22 protein-coding genes are annotated in these 23286 nt (G+C 52.2%); 18 read left to right on the top strand and 4 right to left on the bottom strand.

The features are described from left to right. Window positions 1-31 precede the first annotated feature (31 nt). A complete protein-coding gene (locus J1781_RS07970) occupies window positions 32-952 on the bottom strand; it encodes a LysR family transcriptional regulator (protein WP_129954935.1) in 921 nt (306 codons plus the stop codon). Between the two features lie 119 nt (window positions 953-1071). Here J1781_RS07970 and J1781_RS07965 point away from each other — a divergent pair, with 119 nt between their 5' ends. From J1781_RS07965 to lplT, 9 genes are all read left to right on the top strand, one after another. Beyond that, the gene (locus tag J1781_RS07965; protein WP_217233418.1) at window positions 1072-2043 is read left to right on the top strand and encodes a transporter substrate-binding domain-containing protein; all 972 of its coding nucleotides are present in this window, start codon (window positions 1072-1074) and stop codon (window positions 2041-2043) included. Window positions 2044-2121: 78 nt separating this feature from the next. After that, complete coding sequence (hilA, locus tag J1781_RS07960; protein ID WP_129954937.1) at window positions 2122-3015, top strand: L-isoleucine 3(1)-dioxygenase; 894 nt, start codon at window positions 2122-2124, stop codon at window positions 3013-3015. A 62-nt stretch (window positions 3016-3077) separates the two neighbouring features. Further along, window positions 3078-3809, top strand: a complete 732-nt coding sequence (hilB, locus tag J1781_RS07955; protein ID WP_129954938.1) for a 3(1)-hydroxy-L-isoleucine 4-dioxygenase HilB — start codon at window positions 3078-3080, stop codon at window positions 3807-3809. Next, entirely contained in the window at window positions 3806-4537 is a 732-nt protein-coding gene (locus J1781_RS07950; RefSeq protein WP_217219338.1) for an SDR family NAD(P)-dependent oxidoreductase, read from the top strand. Before hilB ends, J1781_RS07950 begins: the two co-directional genes overlap by 4 nt. 47 nt (window positions 4538-4584) lie before the next feature. Further along, entirely contained in the window at window positions 4585-5841 is a 1257-nt protein-coding gene (locus J1781_RS07945; protein WP_129954940.1) for an ATP-grasp domain-containing protein, read from the top strand. A 59-nt stretch (window positions 5842-5900) separates the two neighbouring features. Next, window positions 5901-7139: an MFS transporter gene (locus J1781_RS07940; protein ID WP_129954941.1), complete on the top strand. Its 1239-nt coding sequence runs from the start codon at window positions 5901-5903 to the stop codon at window positions 7137-7139. 137 nt (window positions 7140-7276) lie between these two features. Next, the gene (locus tag J1781_RS07935) at window positions 7277-9535 is read left to right on the top strand and encodes a molybdopterin guanine dinucleotide-containing S/N-oxide reductase (RefSeq protein WP_217233417.1); all 2259 of its coding nucleotides are present in this window, start codon (window positions 7277-7279) and stop codon (window positions 9533-9535) included. Window positions 9536-9891: 356 nt separating this feature from the next. Then, window positions 9892-12057, top strand: coding sequence for a bifunctional acyl-ACP--phospholipid O-acyltransferase/long-chain-fatty-acid--ACP ligase (aas, locus tag J1781_RS07930; RefSeq protein WP_217219337.1), 2166 nt, complete (start codon window positions 9892-9894; stop codon window positions 12055-12057). Beyond that, window positions 12054-13262 (top strand): lysophospholipid transporter LplT, encoded by a 1209-nt coding sequence (lplT, locus tag J1781_RS07925; protein WP_129954945.1) that lies wholly within the window; start codon window positions 12054-12056, stop codon window positions 13260-13262. Before aas ends, lplT begins: the two co-directional genes overlap by 4 nt. Before the next feature lie 61 nt (window positions 13263-13323). Here the strand turns inward: lplT and J1781_RS07920 are convergent, their stop codons facing one another. From J1781_RS07920 to mutH, 3 genes are all read right to left on the bottom strand, one after another. Beyond that, window positions 13324-14364 (bottom strand): NADP(H)-dependent aldo-keto reductase, encoded by a 1041-nt coding sequence (locus J1781_RS07920; RefSeq protein WP_129954946.1) that lies wholly within the window; start codon window positions 14362-14364, stop codon window positions 13324-13326. Window positions 14365-14548: 184 nt separating this feature from the next. Next, window positions 14549-14767, bottom strand: coding sequence for a YgdI/YgdR family lipoprotein (locus tag J1781_RS07915; protein WP_015689428.1), 219 nt, complete (start codon window positions 14765-14767; stop codon window positions 14549-14551). 86 nt (window positions 14768-14853) lie between these two features. Then, window positions 14854-15540, bottom strand: a complete 687-nt coding sequence (mutH, locus tag J1781_RS07910) for a DNA mismatch repair endonuclease MutH (RefSeq protein ID WP_129954947.1) — start codon at window positions 15538-15540, stop codon at window positions 14854-14856. Window positions 15541-16235: 695 nt separating this feature from the next. On the opposite strand from mutH, the gene rppH reads away from it, so the two are divergent. From rppH to J1781_RS07870, 9 genes are all read left to right on the top strand, one after another. After that, window positions 16236-16763, top strand: a complete 528-nt coding sequence (rppH, locus tag J1781_RS07905; RefSeq protein ID WP_129954948.1) for an RNA pyrophosphohydrolase — start codon at window positions 16236-16238, stop codon at window positions 16761-16763. An 11-nt stretch (window positions 16764-16774) separates the two neighbouring features. After that, window positions 16775-19021 (top strand): phosphoenolpyruvate--protein phosphotransferase, encoded by a 2247-nt coding sequence (gene ptsP / locus J1781_RS07900; RefSeq protein WP_129954949.1) that lies wholly within the window; start codon window positions 16775-16777, stop codon window positions 19019-19021. Between the two features lie 182 nt (window positions 19022-19203). Next, complete coding sequence (gene lgt, locus J1781_RS07895) at window positions 19204-20073, top strand: prolipoprotein diacylglyceryl transferase (protein WP_129954950.1); 870 nt, start codon at window positions 19204-19206, stop codon at window positions 20071-20073. A gap of 6 nt (window positions 20074-20079) precedes the next feature. Further along, the gene (gene thyA, locus J1781_RS07890; RefSeq protein ID WP_217233416.1) at window positions 20080-20874 is read left to right on the top strand and encodes a thymidylate synthase; all 795 of its coding nucleotides are present in this window, start codon (window positions 20080-20082) and stop codon (window positions 20872-20874) included. 245 nt (window positions 20875-21119) lie between these two features. Beyond that, window positions 21120-21614 (top strand): prepilin peptidase-dependent protein, encoded by a 495-nt coding sequence (locus J1781_RS07885; RefSeq protein WP_274388853.1) that lies wholly within the window; start codon window positions 21120-21122, stop codon window positions 21612-21614. Continuing rightward, window positions 21605-21985 carry a prepilin peptidase-dependent protein gene (locus J1781_RS26140; protein WP_238483491.1) on the top strand — a complete coding sequence of 127 codons (381 nt, stop codon included), beginning with the start codon at window positions 21605-21607 and terminating at the stop codon, window positions 21983-21985. The genes J1781_RS07885 and J1781_RS26140 overlap by 10 nt, the downstream gene beginning before the upstream one ends. Window positions 21986-22055: 70 nt before the next feature. Next, window positions 22056-22193: a hypothetical protein gene (locus tag J1781_RS26135; protein WP_238483490.1), complete on the top strand. Its 138-nt coding sequence runs from the start codon at window positions 22056-22058 to the stop codon at window positions 22191-22193. After that, window positions 22190-22678: a YgdB family protein gene (locus J1781_RS07875; protein ID WP_238483489.1), complete on the top strand. Its 489-nt coding sequence runs from the start codon at window positions 22190-22192 to the stop codon at window positions 22676-22678. Before J1781_RS26135 ends, J1781_RS07875 begins: the two co-directional genes overlap by 4 nt. Next, window positions 22671-23015, top strand: a complete 345-nt coding sequence (locus tag J1781_RS07870) for a prepilin-type N-terminal cleavage/methylation domain-containing protein (RefSeq protein WP_129992051.1) — start codon at window positions 22671-22673, stop codon at window positions 23013-23015. Before J1781_RS07875 ends, J1781_RS07870 begins: the two co-directional genes overlap by 8 nt. Window positions 23016-23286 lie beyond the last annotated feature (271 nt).

Raw genomic sequence — 23286 nt, 5'->3', positions numbered from 1 at the left:
CGGCGTAAACGTCAATCTGGTTTCATTCTGACTACACCCTTCCTTCCTCCTTAATCCACTGCATAAAATCATCGATAAACACTCTTGTTTTAAGTGGCAGCAGTTTATTGGGAAGGGTGATTGCGTAGGTGTTACGCGGCAGGGGATTCTCCACTCGCCATTCAGGCAACACGCGATGCAATTTACCATTAGCGATATATCGGTTGGCGATGAAAGTGGGGATCAGCGCAATGCCGACACCCTGCAAGATGGCATCAATCATGGCGTCGCTGTTATTGATCATCAACCGTGGAACCAGCGTCACAGTCTCCACTATATCATTGTGCCAAAAACGCCAGGCACCGCGAAATTGCCGTTCATCGGGGAAAAAAATGTTGTGTTTGGTGAGTGCAGCCGGGAAATCGGGCAGTACTTCGTCGTAATCCGCAGCACAAACCAATACATAATCGATAGGCATCAGGGCACGGGCTACCATATTCTCCGGTGGACTTTCGGTTACGCGCAGTGCCAGATCGTAGGCGTCCTGCGTCAAATTAGTGACGCGATCGGTCAGCGAAAGCTCGACGTTTATTTCCGGATAGCGGCGTAAAAATGCGGGCAGAAAAGGGGTGAGCAGAATCTTACCGAGTGTGTTTGGCGCGGTGATACGCAAAACACCCTGAGGGGTATCGCTGAAGCTATCCGCCCGGGAGAAAAGTGTCTGCGTAGCGGACAGTACCGTCAGCGCCTGCTGGTAAATTTCCAGTCCGATCTCGGTTATGGCGACAGAGCGGGTCGAGCGGGTAAATAACACCACGTTGAGGCGTTTCTCCAGACGGTCAATCATCCGGCTCACAGAAGAGGGGGCCAGCGAAGTCTCCCGTCCTGCTGAAGAAAAACTTCCTTTTTCAACCACCTGAATAAAAACGGACAAACTGGGAAGGAGTTCGGCTAACTCATTTGTGCTTTTCACGCATAGCTCTTTTGTTTCTGGAATATCTATCCAAATTATCATCAAGCCGTATGATGTTCAACAGAGGCAACCTCTGGTGAGAATTAGTCATAATAATCAATTTAATTAACAGGTTAGCTATGTTGAACCAAACGGTTATTGAACGGATCCGCCAGCACGATGTGCTGAATGTTGGTGTTAGTCTGGGTTTTAAAGGATTGTCGTTTCGCAATGTATTACACAATTGCTGGGAAGGGTTCGACATTGATTTAGCCCGGGCGGTAGCAGTGGCGGTGTTAGGTGATGTCGGAAAAATTCATTATATGCCGTTGCAGTCCGGTGACCGGTTTCGGGCGCTGCGTGACGGAGTGATTGACCTGGGGTCATTTAATTCCAGCATAACCTTCCAGCGTGAATCTGAGTCAGAAGTGAGTTTTGTTCATCCGATGCTGTTTGATGGCGAAGTGCTGATGACACCTGCGGGTAATTTGCTCGAACCCGTTGAACAGGTAAAGTATACCCGCGAGCGCCGGATAGCGGCCATGCGGGGATCCACCACCGAAGAGAATCTGAAGCGTTACTTTGGAAATTTAAATCTCTCTTGCGAGATCCGACTGTTTGATTCGCCGGCTCAGGCCCGTCAGGCTTATCAGCTAGGCGAATGCAATATCTACTGTCTCGATTCCTATTTGCTGGCCGGCGAACGTGCTCAGCTGAAAGATAAAGAAGCGCATATTATCTTGCAGGATCGTATCTCGCTGGAAGCCATGTCACCGGCAGTGTCCTCGCATGACACGCAGTGGCTGAAAGCGGTAACCTGGATCATGCGTACGCTAATAGAAGCGGAAAACTTACAGGTCACCAGCAAAAATATTCTTGAAATGAGTCAGGAGGCGACGGGTTACCTGCGCACTTTCCTTTACCCGTCAGAGCAGCATTGTAAAAATCTGGGGCTGCGTCCGGATTTTATCCGCGCGATCATTCATCAGGTCGGAAATTACGGTGAAATATTCCAGCGTAATTTAGGTAAATACTCAGAGCTTAATCAGGAACGTCGGGATAATAATTTATGGTCTCAGGGGGGGATGCTGTATTCGCCTTTATTTATCTGACATCTTATTTTACCCAAGTTAATTTAATAACGCATTTTTTTTACGATTATCATTTTAATATTCTTTGGCAGGAACGTCATGAGTGAGTTATTGGCTGAAAAACAGCAAAAGATGGTATTGTCCGGTTCAGTAAAAAAAGGTTTTAGTTATTTAGAAACAGAGCCTGATAATGTAGATTTCAGCATTATCAAAAATATTATTCTGCACGGTCATCATCAGGGTAATGTTCTGTATATTATCCGTAATTTTGCGGATAAAGAAATCTGCCAGGATGTAGCAGAAAAGTTTAATCAGATGGTGAATCGCAACGGTGGTGGAAACCGCGCCGATGACGGTTTTGTTCTGACCAATCAGATTGGCGCCACGCAGTTTTCACGTAACGGTGAAAACTATATGGCGGAAGTGAACCGGGTAAACGCCAGTGTTGCAGAACTGATGTCCGTCGCGGACAGTTATGCCACCGAATCCCTGTTCCTCAACCGTACGCTGGAAGATTTATTCCTTGACGAAGGGATCCATTTTGGTCCGGCGCGTTATAAGAATTCTTACGCCTGTTTTGCCACGTTCCGTCGCTGGCTGGATAACGGTGTCATGTCGCTGATGCCGCATGAAGACCGCGCCCAGCTTAAGTTTGCGCAACAGGATGATTTTGAAATTGCCGATGCCATGACGGTGACTGCGTTTAATGTGTGCCTGGAAGCGGCGCAGGGCGGTGGCGAATTGAAAATGTGGAATCTCGATCCGGATGAGCCTTGCCGCGCCCGCTTTGGCGTGACGGACACCGGTTATCCCTATCCTCCGCACCAGTTGCAGGGCGTGGAATCCCTCTCAGTGCGACTGAATGCCGGGGATATTTACTTCATGAACGCCTGTCATCTGCACGGTGTCAGCAGCGTCAGTCAGGGAAGCCGTCTTACGGCCGGGCGCTTTATTGGCAGACTCAATAATAGCAAAGTGGTGTATTGGACATAACCGGAGCGAATTAATCATGGTGGTTCCTTATCTCTTTGTCCTGAATTAATAACGAGTCTTATATGGAATATGTTAATCATCTTGCGGCCGGGGGATATGCATTTATCCCCGGGAGTTATTATCAAACGTTGCCTGATATCAATTGCGATAATAAAGATATTTTTCTTTCTGAACTTGAGCAATTAAAACTGGCATATGAAAAACTGACGCTGGATCCTTATTCTGCTGGGAATCGCTGGCGCGGTTATGCGCAATGCCGGCGTAATGAGCAGGGTGAGCTCAGTTTTGGTCAATTTACGGAATATAAGCAAACTAAAAAATACAATCCGGACACCGGCGGTATTGTTCGCCATTATCCTTTGCTGCCCGAAAATATTACTGCTAACCGCCTGATGCAGACGATTTTGCAGGACGACATCGCTTTTGTTGAAGCTTATAAGCGTATCGGACCGCTGGAAGAGTTGTCCGTCGGCATTCATTTATTCCGCTATGAGGCGCAGTGTGATGCGCCCGCGTACAGCTCGCCCGTCTGGCTGCATAAAGATGATGAGGATGTGGTGTTTGTTCACCTGATCCATGCCTCCGCCAACATGCTGGGTGGCGATAATTTGATTGCCCCGACCCCTAAAAATATTGAGCGGGTGCTGCGTCTGGAGGCGTTATTCGACACGCTGGTGGTAAATCACGACAAATACCATGCGGTGACACCCATAGGCTGTCGCCAGCCGGGGGAGACGGCACTGCGTGACATCATTCTGGTGACGTTCCAGCGCACGATGAAGGAAGCGGCATGATACTGAAATATAAAGCGTTTATCACGGGCGCATCCAGTGGTATCGGTCAATCGATGGTGGCGGCCTATCTGGCCGCCGGCTATGCGGTAGAGGGTATCGACTGTTCCCCGTCCGTTTTCGCCAATGAACCTGAGTATGTTCACCACCAGCTGGATATTACCGATTCAGTGCATCTGAATGGCGTATTTGAAGCGGCAGAATACGCCAGCGATAACAATGTCTTAATAAACTGCGCCGGTACGCGTGAAATCTGCCGGATCGATGAATTATCACTGTCACTGTGGGAACGTGTTTTTGCCGTTAACGTGACCGCCAGTTTTGTTGCCGGACGTGCATTCTGTCAGCAGCTGGTTCGCCATAACCTGCCGGGCAATGCCGTCAATATCGCCTCGGTCTCCGGCCTGATGGGCGAGCCTGATCGCACCGCCTATGTCTCATCAAAGCACGCCGTTATCGGCCTGACGAAACAGCTGGCGCTGGAATACGGCAAGCATCGAATCCGGGTGAATGCCATTGCGCCCGGCGTTATCCGCACACCGCTTACCGAACCTTACTACGACAACCCGGCACAGATGGAGAAGATCCAACGTGGTCAGTTCCTGCCTGTGCTGGGCGAAACGCAGGATGTGGCAAAAGCGGCAATGTATCTCACTTCTTCCGATGCACGATTTGTGACCGGTTCCACGCTGGTTATTGATGGCGGCTGGACGATTGGTAAAGACCTTTAATCCGATGGCCGGCATAACGGCCACTACTGACTTGCAGGAGTTTTATTATGAACAACACCTATATTTTGATTCTGGGCGGTGAGTTTGCTTTGCGTGAGCGTGTGCTGGCGGGGGCTTTACGTGCTTCAGGCGGAATGCGGGTACTGACGATGGCAAAAAATCGCACCTCGCCGACAATCAAATTTTTCGACGGCTTTATACCGGGAGATGTGGCCGATGCAGAGGCTGTGCTACGTGCCGTACAGGCCCATCAACAGGAAACCGGTGAAACTCCTGCGGCGGTTATCCCGATGAATGATTTTACCGTGCGCGCCGCCAGCCTTCTGACTGAGCATTACCAGCTTTACGGAAATGATTGCCAAACGATCACCCACTGCCGTGACAAATTTGTGATGAAGCAGATCCTGCAAGCCGCCGGCCTGCCGGTGCCTCGCTTCGCTGCGTTCCGTACGCTCAACGAACTGAAAACATTGATTGCAGAGTTCGGTCTGCCGGTGGTGATTAAACCGCGTGAACTGGCGGGGAGTCTGGGTGTATTGAAAATCACTCACGAACAGGAAATCGAAGAAGTGTTCGCCCGTTGCGTTACCGATGTGATTTCACTCAATGGTGAATCCTTTGCGCCGGAAGACTTGTTCCAGATCGAGGAATATATTCCGGCGTGGCAGGAAGTCAGCGTTGAGGTGATCAATCAGGGCGACTATCACCGGGCAATAGCAGTTACGGACAAATATCTGGGTGAAGAGCCGAATTTTGTTGAAGTCGGCCACAGCATGCCGTCGCTGCACAGTGACAATCAATCACTGCGTGACATAGCTGAACGGGCCTGTCATGCACTGGGAATCCGTTACGGGGTGGCGCACTTTGAAGCACGTATTACGCCTGCCGGTGAAATCAAAATCATCGAAGTGGGCGCGCGCACAGGGGGCGACACCATAATGGATTTGGTGGAAAGAACCTACGGTATCAACCCGTATGAACTACACGTACTCAGCCATCTGAACAAACTTAAACCGCTGCCGGATACTCTCAAACCTCGCGGCCTGAGCGCCGTTGCTTTTATTAAAGCCGACGTGGGTGTGATTGAGAAAATCACATTGCCCGCCAGCCTGCCGGCGCATGTGGTGAATATGCAGGTTACCGCTAAGCCGCTGGATCTGTCGAAAAAGCTGGTGTCGTGGAAAACCCGTGAAGGTTCTATCGAGTATTTCTGGCCACAGCGTGCCGCAGAACAGGGTTTTGACGAGCACTTAACGATTGCCGATCAATACGCCCGATCGCTGTTTACCCTTCGTCAGGTCTGATATCCCCCGAGCCACCTCATTTGTGGTGGCTCCTGAACTCCTTTAAGGAAAGCAATGATATGAACAGTGATCGTTTTGGATTAAAACGTTTCGTCTTTTCCCGCTTTGCCGGGTCACTGTGCGATCAGTTTTTGCTGTTTGCCGTGCCGCTGGCGATTTTAAAAGCGACCGGTTCTCTCACCTTTTCCTCGCTGGCATTCGTGATTGAGTGGTTGCCGCGCATTCTGTTTTTCCCGCTGTCAGGTTTTCTGGCTGACCGTATCAAGCCCCGCTTTATCTTCTTTAACGTGGAAGCCGGACGCTGTGTGTTAATGGTGGTCGCTTTCCTGACCCTGACCTTTCATCCCGGCGCCACATTCCCGGTGCTGGCGGTCATGATGGCGCTGCTGTCGGTGGCCTATGTTCTGAACTTTGTCGCCACTGAGGCGCTGTTACCGCGCCATATCCCCGCAGAGGCTCTGCCGAAAGCCCATTCAATGTTACAGGGTGTCGACCAGACCACGCAGGTTCTCGGCCCGGCGCTGGCAGTGGCAATTTCCGTTTATGGTGGCGTCGGGGCGATTTTAGCCTGTGCAGCCGTGCTGTTTGCTGTGTCTGCTATTAACTATCTGTTCCTCGAAACTCATGACGTGGAAATTGCAGAAAAGATGAGTCTGCGGTCCATTGTGCAATCCAACATTACGGCGATTCAGGTGCTTAAGCAGAATAAAATCCTGCTGCATCTGTGTGCGCTGACCTGGGTAGTGAATCTGGTATACGGTGCGGCGCTGGTGGTGAGTGCTGCGGTGATCCTCAAAGAGTTTCATCTGCCTGAGAGTTACTTCGGGGTATTACAGACCTCGGCAGCGCTGGTCACCATCATTACGTTTTTCTTTGTGCCGCGAATTGCCAAACGTTTTGGGCTTTCCACGCTGGGGACCCTGTCATTTTGCGGCATGATATTGTCAGGTGCCCTGATGTCGCTTTCACTCGATTATGCGATGTATCTGGCCGGTTACGCATTACTGATGGCTTTTGATGGTGCATTCAGCGTCTACCTGCGCACCTTACGCAGCCAGATTATCCCGCAGAAACATCTGGGGAAAACCATGGGGCTTATTGGCCTGATGAATATGTGTTCGGTACCCGTTAGCGGTCTGGCGGTGACAGCGTTGGCAGGCAGCTTTATGCCGTTGCAAATTATCGCCATCATTCTGATTTTTGCACTGATATTAGGATTGATGTTGATCGTCATCGGCCGCCGTGCTTTCGGCTACAACAGCTGGCTACCGCCTGTGATCGCTCAGCCACAGGCCTGAAACGGTCATCCCGTCTCAAACGATGAATAATGGGGAGCACATCCCCTTTTCTGTTTATCCACATTTGTGCTTTGAGTTATCAGCGCAGTGAATGGTATTTTTAAAGTCACTTATCTGCGCTGAGAAAAATAGAAAATATGTCGATAAAACGCTATCCGCAACTGGCCCACTGGGGCGCGTATATTGCCGTGGTAGAAGATGGCCGGTTGATCCGTTGTGAACCTTATCAGGCGGATGCCGATCCTTCCCCTTTGCTGGATTCCATTGCGCCGCTGGTTTATTCCGACAAGCGTATCCGTAAACCGGCAGTGCGCCGTTCGTGGCTGAAACACCGCGAAAACAGCGATCGCTCGCTGCGTGGCCGTGAGGATTTTGTCGAAGTGGACTGGGATCTGGCGCTGGATCTGGTGGCCGAAGAGAATAAACGCGTGCGCGACCGTTACGGTGCTGCCGGTATCTTTAACGGTTCTTATGGCTGGTCATCCGCAGGGCGTTTACACCACGCCCGTTCTCTGGTGCGTCGTTTTTATTTCACCGGCGGCGGCGGGGTTGATCAGCAGGGCAATTACAGCTGGGGCTCGGCGCAATTTTTCCTGCCGTATGTTATCGGTACTTTTACGCCGCTGACCGGACGCGTTACTTCATGGCCAAGTGTGGTCGAACATGCTGACATTCTGGTCGCGTTTGGCGGCCTGGCGCTGAAAAATGCGCAGGTCGCTTCCGGCGGTGCAGTGGAACATACCCTGAAACCGGCGCTGGAACAGCTGGCGAAAAAAGGCACCCGCGTCATCAATATCAGCCCGATGCGCGACGATTGTCCGGAATTCGTTAATGCCGAGTGGATCCCGATCCGCCCGAACACCGATGCGGCGCTGATGATGGCCGTTGCGTATGAAATTCAGCGTAAAGAAGCGCAGGATGAGGCGTTCCTTGCCAGCCATTGCGTGGGTTATCCGCAACTTGCCGCGTATCTGCGCGGCGACACGGACGGCACACCGAAAACGCCTGACTGGGCGAGCGCTATAACCGGCGTGCCGGCTGAACGTATTGCGCGTCTGGCGGATGACCTGATCGGTGTGCGCAGCTTTATTACCTGTTCGTACTCCGTACAGCGTGCTCACCGTGGCGAGCAGCCTTACTGGATGATGATCGCCCTTTCTGCCATGCTCGGGCAGGTCGGTTTGCCGGGCGGTGGTTTCTCATTCGGTCACGGCTCGATGAACAGCGTGGGTAATCCGCGTTATGACACGCCGGGGCCTGCCGTCAGTGCCGGGCCGAATCCGTCTGGTTTGTCGATCCCGGTGGCGCGCATCAGCGATATGTTGCTCAATCCGGGCCAGCCGTATGAATTTCAGGGCGAGACGCTGCATTATCCCGATATTCATCTGGTGCACTGGGCGGGGGGGAATCCGTTCCACCATCATCAGCAGCTTAACCGTCTGGTCGAAGGCTGGCAGAAGCCGGATACCGTGATTGTGCAGGATAACGTCTGGACGCCGGCCGCGCAGATGGCCGATATCGTGCTGCCTGCGACAACATCGCTGGAACGTAACGATATCGGCGGTTCATCGCGTGACCGCTTCGTGCTGGCGATGCATCAGGCCGTTGCGCCGCAACATCAGGCGCGCAATGATTTTGATATTTTCGCGGATATTGCCGACCGTCTCGGTTACCGCGAGCAGTTCACTCAGGGGCGTAATGAGGATCAGTGGCTGCGCCATATTTACCGTCAGTGCGGCGAAGCGCAAAAAGGCACGGGTGTGGAATGGCCTGATTTTGAAACCTTCTGGGAGCGCGGTTTTGTTGAACTGCCGGTACCGGAAAAAGATTACGTATTCTTCGAGGAGTTCCGCAAAAGTCCGCGCGCTAATCCGCTGGGGACACACAGTGGCAAAATCGAACTGTTCTCCGAAACCATCGCCGGTTACGGCTATGAAGATTTCGCACCGCATCCGGAATGGCAGCCGCCGGTAGAATGGCTGGGCGCGGAAAGTGCCAGACAGTGGCCATTGCACCTGATTTCCATTCAGCCCAAAGATCGTCTGCACAGCCAGCTTGATCAGTCGCCGCTGGCGCAGTCGAACAAAACCGCCGGTAAGGAAACTCTGTTCATGCATCCGGAAGATGCCCTCAGCCGTCAGCTTAAGGACGGCGACCGGGTGAAAGTGCACAACGCACGCGGCAGTTGTCTGGCGGGTGTTTCGCTTAACGACGGCATTACGCGTGGCGTGGTGCTGATGTCCACCGGCGCCTGGTTTGATCCGGGCTTTGGCGGCCAGTGGCAGGAAACGGAGCAGGCGGGGAATCCGAATGTGCTGACGCTGGATATCGGTACGTCGCGCCTGACGCAGGGTCCAAATGCCATGAGTTGTTTAGTCGAGGTCCAAAGTATTTAAGGTGGTTTTTAAACAGTTAGCCTGATTTATGATAAATCGGGCCTATTTTCACCACTGGTTACATTTTGCGGGATTATGTTTCGATTGCCTGCTGGCGGTGATTCTCCTAAACCAGCTAAATTGAACGTCCCAGAGGTATTGATTGGTGAATCATCAACGTGCTCTGCATGTTGATACCGATTAAATTTGCACCAACCTACGCGGATGCGTAGGTTTTTTTTTGCCTCAGCTCCGGCACGCCGATCAGTTCCCTCCTAAACTCTCTCTGACTGTCGTCATTTTTCAGCGGCTTATAGTATGCTGTTTCCCCAACCTTTTCTTCAAGATCAGGGATGACACATAAGGAGATGGCCAACATGTATTACTTTCTTTTCGCTACTTTCAGGTGGCTTTTCCGCCTGATGTTCAGGGTCAGCGTGACCCCGGCGAACAATAAATATGATTACCCGCGTTTAATCCTCACGCCGAATCATGTCTCGTTTATTGATGGCATGCTGCTGGCGCTTTTCCTGCCGATAAAACCGGTCTTTGCGGTGTATTCCGACATCACCGACAGCTGGTTTATGCGCTGGCTGAAACCGTATGTGGATTTTATGCCGCTGGATCCGACCAAACCGATGGCGATTAAGCATCTGATCCGCGAAGTGGAAAAAGGGCGTCCGGTGGTTGTATTTCCGGAAGGGCGTATTACGGTTACCGGTTCTTTAATGAAGATTTACGACGGTGCGGCCTTTGTGGCGGCGAAGTCACAGGCGACCGTCATGCCGGTGCGCATTGATGGCGCGGAATACACGCCGTTTGGCCGGTTGTTCGGCAGCTTTAAAATCCGCTGGTTCCCGAAAATTACCATCAGCCTCTTACCGCCGACCACCATTGCGATGCCGGACGCGCCGCGCTCGCGCGACCGCCGTGTTCTCGCCGGTGAGCAACTGCATAAAATTATGATGCAGGCGCGTATGGATACCCGCAAGCCGGAAACCTTGTATCAGGCATTATTATCCGCACAAACCCGTTATGGCCGTCGCAAACCCTGTATCGCTGATATCGCATTCAAAGAAGATACCTATCAGGGCCTGCTGAAAAAATGCCTGGGCGTGAGTCGCATTTTGCAACGTTTTACCCGCGAAGGTGAACATGTGGGGATGCTGTTACCCAATGCGACGATCATGGCGGCTGCGCTGTTTGGCGCGTCAATGCGTAACCGTATTCCGGCGCTGCTCAACTACACAGCGGGTGCAAAAGGGTTGCAAAGCGCCATGAAAGCGGCGCAGATCAACACCATTATTACCTCCCGCCAGTTCCTTGAAAAAGGCAAGCTGACGCATCTGCCGGAGAATGTACCTGAGGCGAACTGGGTTTATCTGGAAGATTTGAAAGACACGGTGACCACACAGGATAAGCTGTGGATCCTGTTCCATCTGATCTTTCCTCGCCGCGCGATGTTGCCGCAAAAGCCCGATGACGCAGCACTGGTACTGTTCACCTCCGGTTCTGAAGGTAACCCGAAAGGTGTGGTGCATTCGCACGCCAGCCTGCTGGCTAACGTCGAGCAAATCCGCACTGTTGCTGACTTCACGCCGCGCGACCGGTTTATGTCGTCGCTGCCGCTGTTCCACGCCTTTGGCCTGACGGTCGGATTGCTGACGCCGCTGATCACCGGCGCGCGGGTTTTCCTGTATCCGAGCCCGCTGCATTACCGCATTGTGCCGGAACTGGTGTATGACCAGAACTGTACCGTATTGTTTGGCACCTCAACGTTCCTCGGCAATTACGCCCGCTTTGCGCATCCGTATGATTTTGCACGGTTGCGGTATGTGGTCGCCGGAGCGGAGAAACTGGCGGAAGGCACCAAAGAAATCTGGCAGAACAAATTCGGTATCCGCATTCTGGAAGGCTACGGGGTGACCGAGTGCGCACCGGTGGTTGCAATCAACGTACCGATGGCGACCAAAGTGAATACCGTCGGTAAGATTTTGCCGGGCATGGAGTCACGTCTGATTACCGTGCCGGGCATTGAAGAGGGCGGTCGTCTGCAACTGCGCGGGCCTAACATCATGAAAGGTTACCTGCGCGTTGAAAATCCGGGTGTGCTGGAAACACCGCAGGCTGAAAATGCCGCAGGTGAAATGCAGGCGGGCTGGTATGACACCGGCGATATCGTCACGCTGGATGAAAAAGGTTTCTGCACCATCCGGGGCCGCGTGAAACGTTTTGCCAAACTGGCGGGGGAAATGGTCTCGCTGGAAAGCGTCGAACAACTGGCGATCAACGCTTCACCGGATAAACAGCATGCGGCGACGTCCCGCAGCGATGCCAGCAAAGGCGAGGCCCTGGTGCTGTTTACCACCGATCCTGAATTACGTCGTGATGCACTGAGCAAGGCCGCCCGTGAACTCGGGCTGCCGGAACTGGCGGTGCCGCGTGATATTCGTGTCGTTAAAGCGTTACCGTTGCTCGGCAGCGGTAAACCCGATTTTGTCACCCTGCGTCAGATGGCAGAAAACCCGGAGACTGAGGCATGATCCAGCCAGTAAAGGCGGCATCGCCGCTGATGTCAAAAAGTATGATTGCGGTGATCGTGGCGCAGTTCCTGTCGGCTTTCGGTGACAATGCGCTGCTGTTCGCCGCGCTGGCGCTGATCAAACAGCAACTTTACCCCGACTGGAGTCAGCCTGTTTTACAAATGGCGTTTGTGGCGACCTATATTATCCTCGCGCCGTTTGTCGGGCAGTTTGCCGACAGTTTCTCCAAAGGCCGCGTGATGATGGTCGCCAACCTGCTCAAACTGGCAGGCGCGGCGGTGATTTGCGCCGGACTGAATCCGTTCCTCGGTTATACATTGGTCGGTATTGGCGCAGCGGCGTATTCGCCAGCCAAATACGGCATTCTGGGCGAGATCGCCAGTGGTGAACAGTTGGTGAAAGCCAATGGCCTGATGGAAGCCTCTACCATTGCCGCGATTCTGCTGGGTTCTGTGGCCGGTGGCGCGCTGGCTGACTGGAGCATTCTGGCGGCGCTGGGTATCTGCGTGCTGGCGTATGGTGCGGCGGTGGTCGCAAACTGGTTTATTCCGAAGCTGAGTCCTGCGCGTCCGGGACAGTCATGGAATCCGGCAAAAATGAGCCGGACTTTTTTCTCTGCCTGCAAAACATTATGGCAGGATGGCGAAACCCGCTTCTCGCTGGTCGGTACCAGCCTGTTCTGGGGCGCGGGCGTGACGCTGCGTTTCCTGCTGGTGCTGTGGGTGCCAGTGGCGCTGGGCATCACCGATAACAAAACCCCTACGTTGCTGAATGCGATGGTGGCGGTCGGGATTGTGTTGGGTGCGGGCGCGGCGGCGAAATTAATCCGTCTGGATACCGTGAAACGCTGCCTGCCTGCAGGCGTCGCTATCGGTATCGCCGTGGTGGTCTTCGCACTGCAAACCAGCATGCTGAGTGCTTACATTGTGCTGGTGGTGGTGGGGATTCTGGGCGGCTTCTTTGTGGTGCCGCTGAATGCACTCTTGCAGCATCGCGGTAAAATTTCCGTTGGTGCCGGTAATGCGATTGCAGTGCAGAACCTGGGTGAAAACACCGCCATGCTGCTGATGCTCGGTTTGTATTCGCTGGTGGTGATGGTTGGCGCGCCAGTGGTGGCGATTGGCATCGGATTCGGTGTGGTATTCGCACTGGCGATAGCCGGGTTGTGGATCTGGAAGAATATGCAGAAACGCCGCCTGGCGTGACCGGGCAGGTGAAAAAAGAAAAGGGCGCTGAGCGCCCTTTTTTACTGCCTGCGACCAGGGTTTACGGCGCAGGAATAGTGAAGCGTTTGTGGATATTTTCCAGATCAGCAAGGATCTCCTCATCGAGCGTCAGATCCTGACTGTCGATGTTGATCTTCAGCTGTTCGAGCGTGGTTGCGCCCAGCAGTGTGCTGGCCACAAACGGTTGCTGGCGCACAAAGGCCAGCGCCATCTGCGAAGGATCCAGGTTACGTTTCTTCGCCAGCGCGACATATTCGGCAATCGCCGCTTCAGCCTGCGGTGAAGAGTAGCGGGTGAAACGGCTGAACAGCGTATTACGTGCCCCGGCCGGTTTCGCACCGTTAAGGTATTTGCCACTCAGTGTGCCAAACGCCAGGCTGGAGTAGGCCAGCAGTTCAACCCCTTCGTGCTGACTGATTTCTGATAAACCGATTTCAAAGCTGCGGTTCAGCAAACTGTACGGGTTTTGAATCGACACAATACGCGGCAGATCGTGTTTTTCAGCCAGTTGCAGGTAACGCATCACGCCCCACGGCGTTTCGTTAGAAACACCGATATAGCGGATTTTACCGGCGCGAACCTGTTCATTCAGCGCTTCCAGCGTTTCCAGCAAAGTCACCGGAGACTGTTCTTCGGTGTACTGATAGCTCAGTTTGCCAAAGAAATTGGTCTGGCGCTGAGGCCAGTGAATTTGATAAAGATCGAGATAATCGGTGTTCAGACGTTTCAGACTGGCATCCAGTGCCGCGCGGATATTTTTGCGATCCAGCATCTGATCCGGGCGAATGGCGTTGTCACTACCCCGGGAAGGGCCGGAGACTTTACTCGCCAGAACGATCTTTTCACGATTGCCACGGGCTTTCAGCCAGCTACCGATATAGGTTTCCGTCAGCCCCTGAGTTTCAGGACGCGGCGGAACGGGATACATCTCTGCGGTATCAATCAGGTTGATACCCGCCGCAACGGCGTAATCGAGTTGCTGGTGGGCGTCGGCTTCGCTGTTTTGTTCACCAAAAGTCATGGTGCCAAGTCCCAGTAAGCTCACTTCTAAAGAACTGTGGGGTATACGGTGATATTGCATTGCCGGTCTTCCTTTATATCTGAGAATGTCAGCCTGTTAGAAAAAGCGCCTTAACTGACTATATACAAGGCTGGCAGATGGGGGAAGTGGCAGTGTGTGCGGGAAGAACGATGCGGGCGGTGGATAAAATAACAAAGAGCCAGTCCTGATAACTGGCTCTTTAACGGGTTAAGAGGCGTTTTGCTTAACGCTTCATCACCTGGCTGACGTTGTCATTATTGATCTGGCGATCGTTACCTTGTTCATCGGTGTAACTCAGCAGTCCGGTAGATTTATCCAGCTTAGGTTTACCATCAGTGAGGATCATATTGCCGTCTTTGGTTGAGATCACATAGTCGCTGGCACAACCTGCGAGGCTCAGCACCACAAGCGCAGCACCGGCTGCCATTAAAGTTTTTTTCATCATCGTTAACGTTCCTTTTTGTTGTACCGAAGATAGTGATATTTAGCGTAGCAAACTATCCCGCAGACCGCGTGGAATGGTATCGGTTAAAGCTGAAAATGACGGGCCAGAAGCGCTGCGGTAAAACGCTTTTTCAAATAGAAGCCGCGCGGCAGTGTCAAAATGGGTTGCCCTAATTCCCCGATCGCTTCCGTCAGCGCTTTGCTGTTGGCGGCTTTGGGGCGAATTTGCAGATATTCGCCATGGCGTGCTGTGATGCTTTCGACTTTACCCAGCACGATCAAATCCATCAGTTCCTCCCAGTCCTGACGCAGTTGCTCATCTTCTTCCTCAGAGGGTTGCCATAATAAAGGTGCTCCGATGTGGCGCCCGGCCAGGGGGATCTGGCGCTCACCTTCGACCGGTATCCACAAAACCCGGGCCAGTTTATGGCGCACGTGACTATTTTCCCAGGTCACGCCGCTGTTGCCGGTTAACGGGGCAACGCACACAAAGGTGGTTTCCAGCGGCCTGCCCCGGGAATCAACCGGGATTGTTTTGAGCTCAATGCCAATGTCAGCAAAATCCTGCTCGGCTTTGCTTCCTGCTACCGCACCGAGATACACCTCAACCAACATACCAACCCAGCCTTTCTCCCGTTTAAGATTCTCAGGGATGGGCAGTCCGGCCCGGGCGGCGAGTTCACCCAATGTATGACCCGCCAGCGATTGCGCGCGCAACAACAGTTCCTGTTCATTGAGCGGGGGCCGGGCGGCAGGGAAAGGAATAGACATAAAAAACAATGCTCACTCGATAGATTAAATTTCGTACTGCTTTTGTCATGCACAGTGAATAAAAAGTTGTTCCTGTGGATCAATGAAATAATAGCATGATTTGCCTTAGTTTTTTTTGAGGTTTCTGGCGTATTGAGTGCATCGCCGCTGAGGTTGATCACCTGTTGAAGGCGACAATGAACAGGATCTTCCACCTACTTATCCACAGATTTCTTGGATAACCCTGTCTGAATGAGAGCACTGGTTCGATTTACAGGCTTGACGGCCCGGGTTTTATCCATTTTTTGGCGGGATAGCGTCAACTTTTAGACGATCGCTGTGGATAAAAACGACATTGGTGGATCTTTCACCAGATCACTTTCAGGTGTGAGATAACTCTCATTTTTAAGCATGGGATAACTCCATTTATTATTGGTAATATACTGTTTTAAAATGATTTAATATGAATATATTTTCCCGCTAAAAATAAGTTAAGAAGAGTTTTACCCCGCTTACTCTGAAGTTCTTCACATACCTATCCACAGAAAAAGTGCATAAAATCGCGGGTGATTCCAAAAATCTGTTTATAACTTTGCGTATAACTGTGAGTTATCCCATTTTTATTCATGCGGATCGGCATTAACCAGTGGTTTACCGCCTGTTGGTAGTATGAAACAATCAGAACATCTATGAGTTTAAGCGATTGAGGTAGTCCGGTGATCGATGATGATGGCTACCGCCCGAATGTTGGTATTGTAATTTGTGACAAGCAGGGTCAGGTATTGTGGGCCAGACGATACGGCCAGCACTCCTGGCAGTTTCCACAAGGGGGGATAAACCCTGGTGAAACCGCTGAGCAGGCCATGTACCGCGAGCTGTTTGAGGAAGTGGGGCTTGGCCGTAAAGATGTACGTATTCTGGCTTCAACCCGTAACTGGTTACGTTATAAATTGCCGAAACGTTTGGTGCGTTGGGACACAAAGCCGGTTTGTATCGGCCAAAAGCAAAAATGGTTCTTGCTGCAACTGATGTGTAACGATGCTGATATCAATATGCAGCGTAGCAGTACGCCTGAATTTGATGGCTGGCGTTGGGTCAGTTTCTGGTATCCGGTTCGTCAGGTGGTGTCATTTAAACGCGATGTTTATCGTCGCGTAATGAAAGAGTTTTCCACTACTATTATGCCGATGCAGGAAGTCTCCCTTCCCAGGATATCGCCCGCTTATCGTCGTAAAAGAGGCTAAGTCACGAAGAGATGCTCACGCGTTTGCGAGAAATTGTTGAAAAGGTAGCAATGGCGTCCAGCCTCAATGATGCGCTGGACGTACTGGTCAACGAAACCTGCCTGGCGATGGACACGGAAGTGTGTTCCGTCTATCTCGCTGACAATGACCGTCGTTGTTATTATCTGATGGCGACGCGAGGTTTGAAAAAACCTCGTGGTCGGACTATTACGCTGGCTTTTGATCAGGGTATTGTCGGTCTGGTAGGGCGTCTGGCCGAGCCCATCAACCTTGCCGATGCGCAGAGCCATCCAAGCTTCAAATATATTCCTGCCGTAAAAGAAGATCTTTTCCGATCCTTCCTGGGTGTGCCGATCATTCATCGTCGTCAGTTGCTGGGTGTGCTGGTTATCCAGCAACGCGAACACCGGCAGTTCGACGAAAGTGAAGAGTCGTTTATGGTCACGCTTGCCACCCAACTGGCGGCGATCCTTTCTCAGGCACAGCTTAATGTGCTTTACGGACGCTTTCGCCAGACGCGCGTTCGTGCGCTTGCCGCATCTCCAGGCGTGGCCATCGGTGTTGGCTGGCAGGACAGCTCTCAGCCTTCGCTCGACCACGTTTATATGGCGTCTACGCTTGATACTGTGCGTGAACGCGAGCGCCTGACCCGCGCTCTGGAAGACGCCGGTGCGGAGTTCCGTCGCTTCAGTAAACGTTTCGCGGCGAGTGCGCAGAAAGAAAGCGCGGCGATTTTTGACCTCTATTCTCACCTTCTTAATGATGCCCGTCTCAAACGCGAACTGTTCGCCCAGATAGATCAGGGTGCAGTGGCGGAGTGGGCCGTCAAAAAGGTTGTCGAAGAATTTGCGGCGCAGTTTTCCAGCTTGCAGGATACCTATCTGCGTGAGCGTGGCAGTGACTTACGGGCGCTGGGGCAGCGGCTGGTGTTTCATCTTGATGATACGATCCAGGGCAACACGCAGTGGCCAGAACGTTTTATTCTGGTTGCAGATGAACTGACAGCCACTTTGCTGGCTGAAATGCCGCAAGACCGTCTGGCAGGCGTTGTGGTTCGCGATGGTGCAGCTAACTCACATGCGGCGATTTTGGTTCGCGCAATGGGCGTGCCGACCATTATGGGCGCTGATATACAGCCTGCACTGCTCAGCCAGAGACAACTGATCGTTGACGGCTACCGTGGTGAGTTGCTCATTGATCCGGAAGCCGTACTGGTCACAGAATACAAGCGTTTGATTAGCGAAGAAATGGAGCTGAGTCAGAAGGCTGAAGATGACGTTGAGCAACCCGCAGCGCTGAAAAGCGGCGAACGGGTGAAAGTGATGCTGAATGCCGGTCTGAGCGCAGATCATGAAAAATTGTTTGGCAGTCGCGTTGACGGCGTTGGGCTTTATCGCACCGAAATTCCGTTCATGTTGCAAAGCGGTTTCCCTTCTGAGGAAGAGCAGGTCGCGCAATATCAGGGCATGTTACAGCTGTTTCCGCAAAAACCCGTGACCCTGCGAACGCTGGATATCGGCTCTGATAAGCAATTGCCTTATATGCCGATCAGCGAGGAAAATCCTTGTCTGGGTTGGCGCGGGATTCGAATTACCCTCGATCAGCCTGAAATTTTCCTGATCCAGGTCCGTGCGATGTTGCGTGCGAATGCCGCAACCGGAAATCTTGGCATTCTTCTGCCAATGGTCACCAGCCTGGAAGAAATTGATGAGGCCCGTCGCTTAATCGATCGCGCCGGACGTGAAGTGGAAGAACAACTGGGTTATGAACTGCCGCGCGCGCGTTTGGGCGTGATGATAGAAGTGCCGTCGATGGTCTTTATGCTGCCTGCACTGGCCGGGAGAGTGGAGTTTATTTCCGTCGGCACCAACGACCTGACGCAATATCTGCTGGCTGTTGATCGTAACAATACCCGTGTTGCAGGGCTTTATGACAGCCTGCATCCGGCGATGCTGCGGGTGCTCAAACAAATTGTTACCACCGCTGAGGCTGCCGGGCTGGATGTCAGCTTATGTGGCGAGATGGCGGGTGACCCGATGGGCGCATTACTGCTTACCGGTATGGGTTTTCGCAATCTCAGCATGAACGGACGCAGCGTTGCCCGTGTAAAATATCTGCTTCGCCGTATTGAACTCCATGATGCCCAGGAACTGGCCAGCCGGGTGTTACAGGCGCATTTCACGACGGACGTGCGTCATATGACGGCTGCTTTTATGGAAAGACGCGGTCTGGGCGGCCTGATCCGCGGGGGTAAATAAGCGCCGGATACCACGCTTTGCCCCAGGTTACCCTCATCCTGCTCGCCTCACGGCGCTGGATGAGATGATTTTTTACAGAACTTTTCCAGCAGCTTAGCCCCGGAAAACCTTCCGGCTATGCTACTATTCGCTCCCTGCTGGCCCCTGAACGGGCAATAATGATAAACAATTTGTGGTGATAGATGAGCAACAGCTATCTGGCGTTTCCCCAGTTTGATCCGGTAATTTTCTCAATCGGACCGGTATCTCTGCACTGGTACGGACTGATGTACCTGGTCGGTTTTGTCTTCGCGATGTGGCTGGCGGTACGCCGTGCCAATAAGCCAGGCAGCGGCTGGACAAAAGATGAAGTCGAAAACTTGCTGTACGCCGGTTTCCTGGGGGTATTCCTCGGTGGCCGTATCGGGTACGTTTTCTTCTATAACCTGCCTTTATTCCTCGATAATCCGCTTTATCTTTTCAAAGTCTGGGATGGCGGCATGTCTTTCCACGGCGGCCTGATTGGCGTGATCGTGGTCATGCTGATTTTTGCCCGTCGTACCAAACGCAACTTCTTCCAGGTTTCCGACTTTATCGCTCCGCTGATCCCGTTTGGACTTGGCGCAGGTCGTTTGGGTAACTTCATCAATGGCGAACTGTGGGGGCGTGTGACCACAGATGTACCCTGGGCGATGCTGTTCCCGGGCTCACGTCAGGAAGACATCGCGATTGCTGCGGCTGACCCTAAATGGCAGCCATTGCTGAATCAGTATGGCGTATTGCCGCGTCATCCTTCCCAACTGTACGAACTGCTGCTTGAAGGCGTTGTACTGTTTATTATTCTGAATGTGTTCATCCGAAAATCACGCCCGATGGGCGCCGTATCAGGTTTGTTCCTGATCGGATATGGCTTATTCCGCATCATCGTTGAACACTATCGTCAGCCGGATGCCCAGCTAGGCCTGTTCGATGGAATCATCAGCATGGGGCAGGTTCTGTCCATTCCTATGGTGGTCATTGGCCTGATTATGATGGTCTGGGCATATCGCCGTCCGCAGAAACAATTGTCGTGAGGTAACATGAAACAGTATCTGGATTTAATGCAGAAAGTGCTCGATGAGGGCACCCCTAAAGCCGACCGTACCGGTACGGGCACGTTGTCGATTTTTGGCCATCAGATGCGTTTCAACTTGCAGGAAGGTTTTCCGCTGGTCACCACCAAACGTTGTCATTTACGCTCCATCATTCATGAACTTCTATGGTTTCTGAAAGGCGAAACGAATATTGCCTACCTGCGTGAAAATAATGTCAGCATCTGGGACGAGTGGGCAGACGAAAAGGGTGACCTCGGTCCGGTTTATGGCAAGCAATGGCGTGCCTGGGGCGCGGCTGACGGCAGGCAAATCGACCAGTTGACAAATGTGGTTGAACAGCTAAAAAAAGATCCGGATTCACGCCGCATTATTGTGTCGGCATGGAATGTCGGTGAGCTGGATCAGATGGCGCTGGCACCTTGCCACGCTTTCTTTCAGTTCTATGTGGCCGACGGGAAACTCTCTTGCCAGCTGTATCAGCGTTCATGCGACATCTTCCTGGGTCTGCCGTTTAACATCGCCAGCTACGCGCTGCTGGTGCATATGATGGCACAGCAGTGTGATCTGGAAGTCGGTAACTTTGTCTGGACCGGTGGCGATACGCATCTGTACAGCAACCATATGGAACAGACACATCTGCAGCTGACGCGTGAGCCTCGTGCATTGCCAAAACTGGTGATTAAGCGCAAACCGGCCTCCCTGTTTGATTACAACTTCGAAGATTTCGAGATTGAAGGGTACGATCCACATCCTGCAATCAAAGCGCCTGTGGCGATCTGATTTTTTGTGGTGTGCCGCCTGACAGCCTGGTCAGGCGGTAATTTATCCCTTCTCACGTTTCTTGCTGCATTTTTTACACCTTTCCCTGACGATTCCCACTCCGATTTTTATCCTGATGTTATCCCTGCGAGATATCACGCAAATTTTTTGCCGCGTGTATTTTATTGCACCGATTGCTCTGAAGACATCCTGGAAAAAATGACTTTGCCGGTGGCGATAAAAATCTACACGCTTATTTTGGCGGTATGAAAACATTTGAGCGGGCAGGAGAGCAGGGAATGTCGCTGATCGAAATGATGGTTGTTGTGGCTCTGATTGCCATGTGTACGTTATGGGGAATCCACAGCTGGCGCAGTTACCAGCAGGCATTGAAGCTTGAACAATCGGCTCAGCAACTGCGTTTGTATTTATACGGAGTCCAGGCCGAAGCCAATAATTACAATCGTTCTGCTGTTTTATGGGGGATTTCCGGCGAAAACGGGTGTGTGGGAACCGGCATCCGCCCCTCTGATTGCCGTAATGCGGCGGGTAAAATATTCGCCCTTCATGAAGCTGGCATTGAATTAGCCGACGTTCCTGAAAAAAATATGGGCTTTTACGGCCTGCGGAATGCGGCACTTGCCGGGCATATCACGCTGAGAAATCCAGCAGGGAGTGTGCGAATCGTTCTCTCCGTCAGAGGGCGGTTGCGTATGTGTAGTGAAACTCAGCCTTTACTGGGTATCGGGCTATGTCAGTGAACACATCCCGTTGTCAGGGATTCACGCTGCCCGAAGTTATGATTGCGATGGGTATTGGCAGCATGCTGATGCTCAGTGCCGCACAAATCTATCCGCTTATGCGCCAGAGAAGCCAGAGTCTGGGCCGGCATTATCAGCTGGAACAACTGTTGCGCCAGAGTATTTCTGCTATCGGCAAAGATATCCGTCGGGCCGGTTTTTGTAACGGAAACTGTGAGGGCAAATCTTTTATCATAAGTAACGCTGCCGGCGAAGCGCCTGGCTCCTGCATCATTGTTATCTATGACCTGAACCGTAACGGAATATGGGATAAAGCCAGCTCACCGGAATCTGAATACTTTGGTTATCGTTTACGACAGGGGGGGGATTGAAATCCAGCGCGGAACAGATGACTGCGGGAGTTCTGGCTGGGAAAAACTCCTTGATCCGGCTGAAGTTAACGTGACCCGATTTACGATTACGCAGGTGGCAGAAAGTGCCTCCGGCCGTCTGTATTCTCTGCAACTGGAAGCCCGCTGGAGCAAAGATCCTTTTATCCACCGTCAGGTTAACGAGATGATTGCAGGCCATGTTTTATGACAAGCGTAGTCAAAAGAAGCGAGTCACTCAGACAACGTGGGAGCGCCATGATCCTGAGTATTCTGGTGATGATGGGATTAGGCTTGATTGTCCTTAATTCGCTGCAACAGCAACTTTCCGCCGGGCTTTCGCTGACGTCAAATCAGCATCGCTATAATGTTGCCTGGGAAAATGCAGCTTCGGCATTGGCGTGGGGCATAGGACAATCATGGAGCGACAGCCATGATCCCTACTGGCAGTGCCGGGAGGTGGCGGTTGGGATCATTATTTCAGGAAGTGGCCGGGCCTGTGTCCGCCCTGCCTTTCGGGAGGATATCTTTCTGGTCCGTGGTGAAGGCCGGTTAACTCAAGACAATGAACCCGTTGTACAGTATCAGCAAGTCAGTAGTAAAAAGCAGGTTGGCGGAGATCTGATTTTTTCGCCACTAAAACAAGGATGGCTGGATTTTTGTCCTGAGACTGATGCGCAGGCCTGCAATGAATGAAAGCTGCTCAGCACAGCAAGGTTTCAGCCTCACAGAAGCGCTGATCGCCATGTTGCTCTTGTCAGTTTCCATTCTGGGGCTCCTGAATTATTACCAGTCACTGAGCCACGGTTTTATGCGCCAGTGGCAGGTTCAACAGGCGTGGGCAGAAGCGCATTCCCAGCTTGAAGCCTATTCTGTAGCCGGGAAGGGGACGGAGCCTTTTGCGAAAAATTGGGAATATCTGATTAGCGGCACTTCATATGCACAATCCTGCAAGTTGGTTACTGCGGCAATTCAAACGCCGACAAAATATCAGGCCATATTGCAGCGTTTGATATGTGATTTTGCCCCCTGAAGTGGCATCTGTCAGCCGCATATTACCGGGCAAAAATACTGTTAAGCTACTTGCAATGGCGGGTTAACAGCTTAGAGTGGTTTAACCGGGTGTTTTTTCCCCTATTGGGAACCATGAGTGTTGTGGCTAAAACATAACGGAGCACAGGAAGAAAATCCCGATTCGATTTTTTTTCACAACTATCCTGTTTCTGCGCGGTCTGAACAGACTCAATCGCTCAAAACAGCGTGTTGAGGTTCATCGGTTATTGAACCGTGTATTTATTGCCTGC

The organism is Rahnella perminowiae (assembly GCF_019049695.1).
Classification (GTDB): domain Bacteria; phylum Pseudomonadota; class Gammaproteobacteria; order Enterobacterales; family Enterobacteriaceae; genus Rahnella; species Rahnella perminowiae.
Note: the sequence above shows the minus strand (reverse complement) of the source record. Positions and strands in the feature narration are given on the sequence as shown.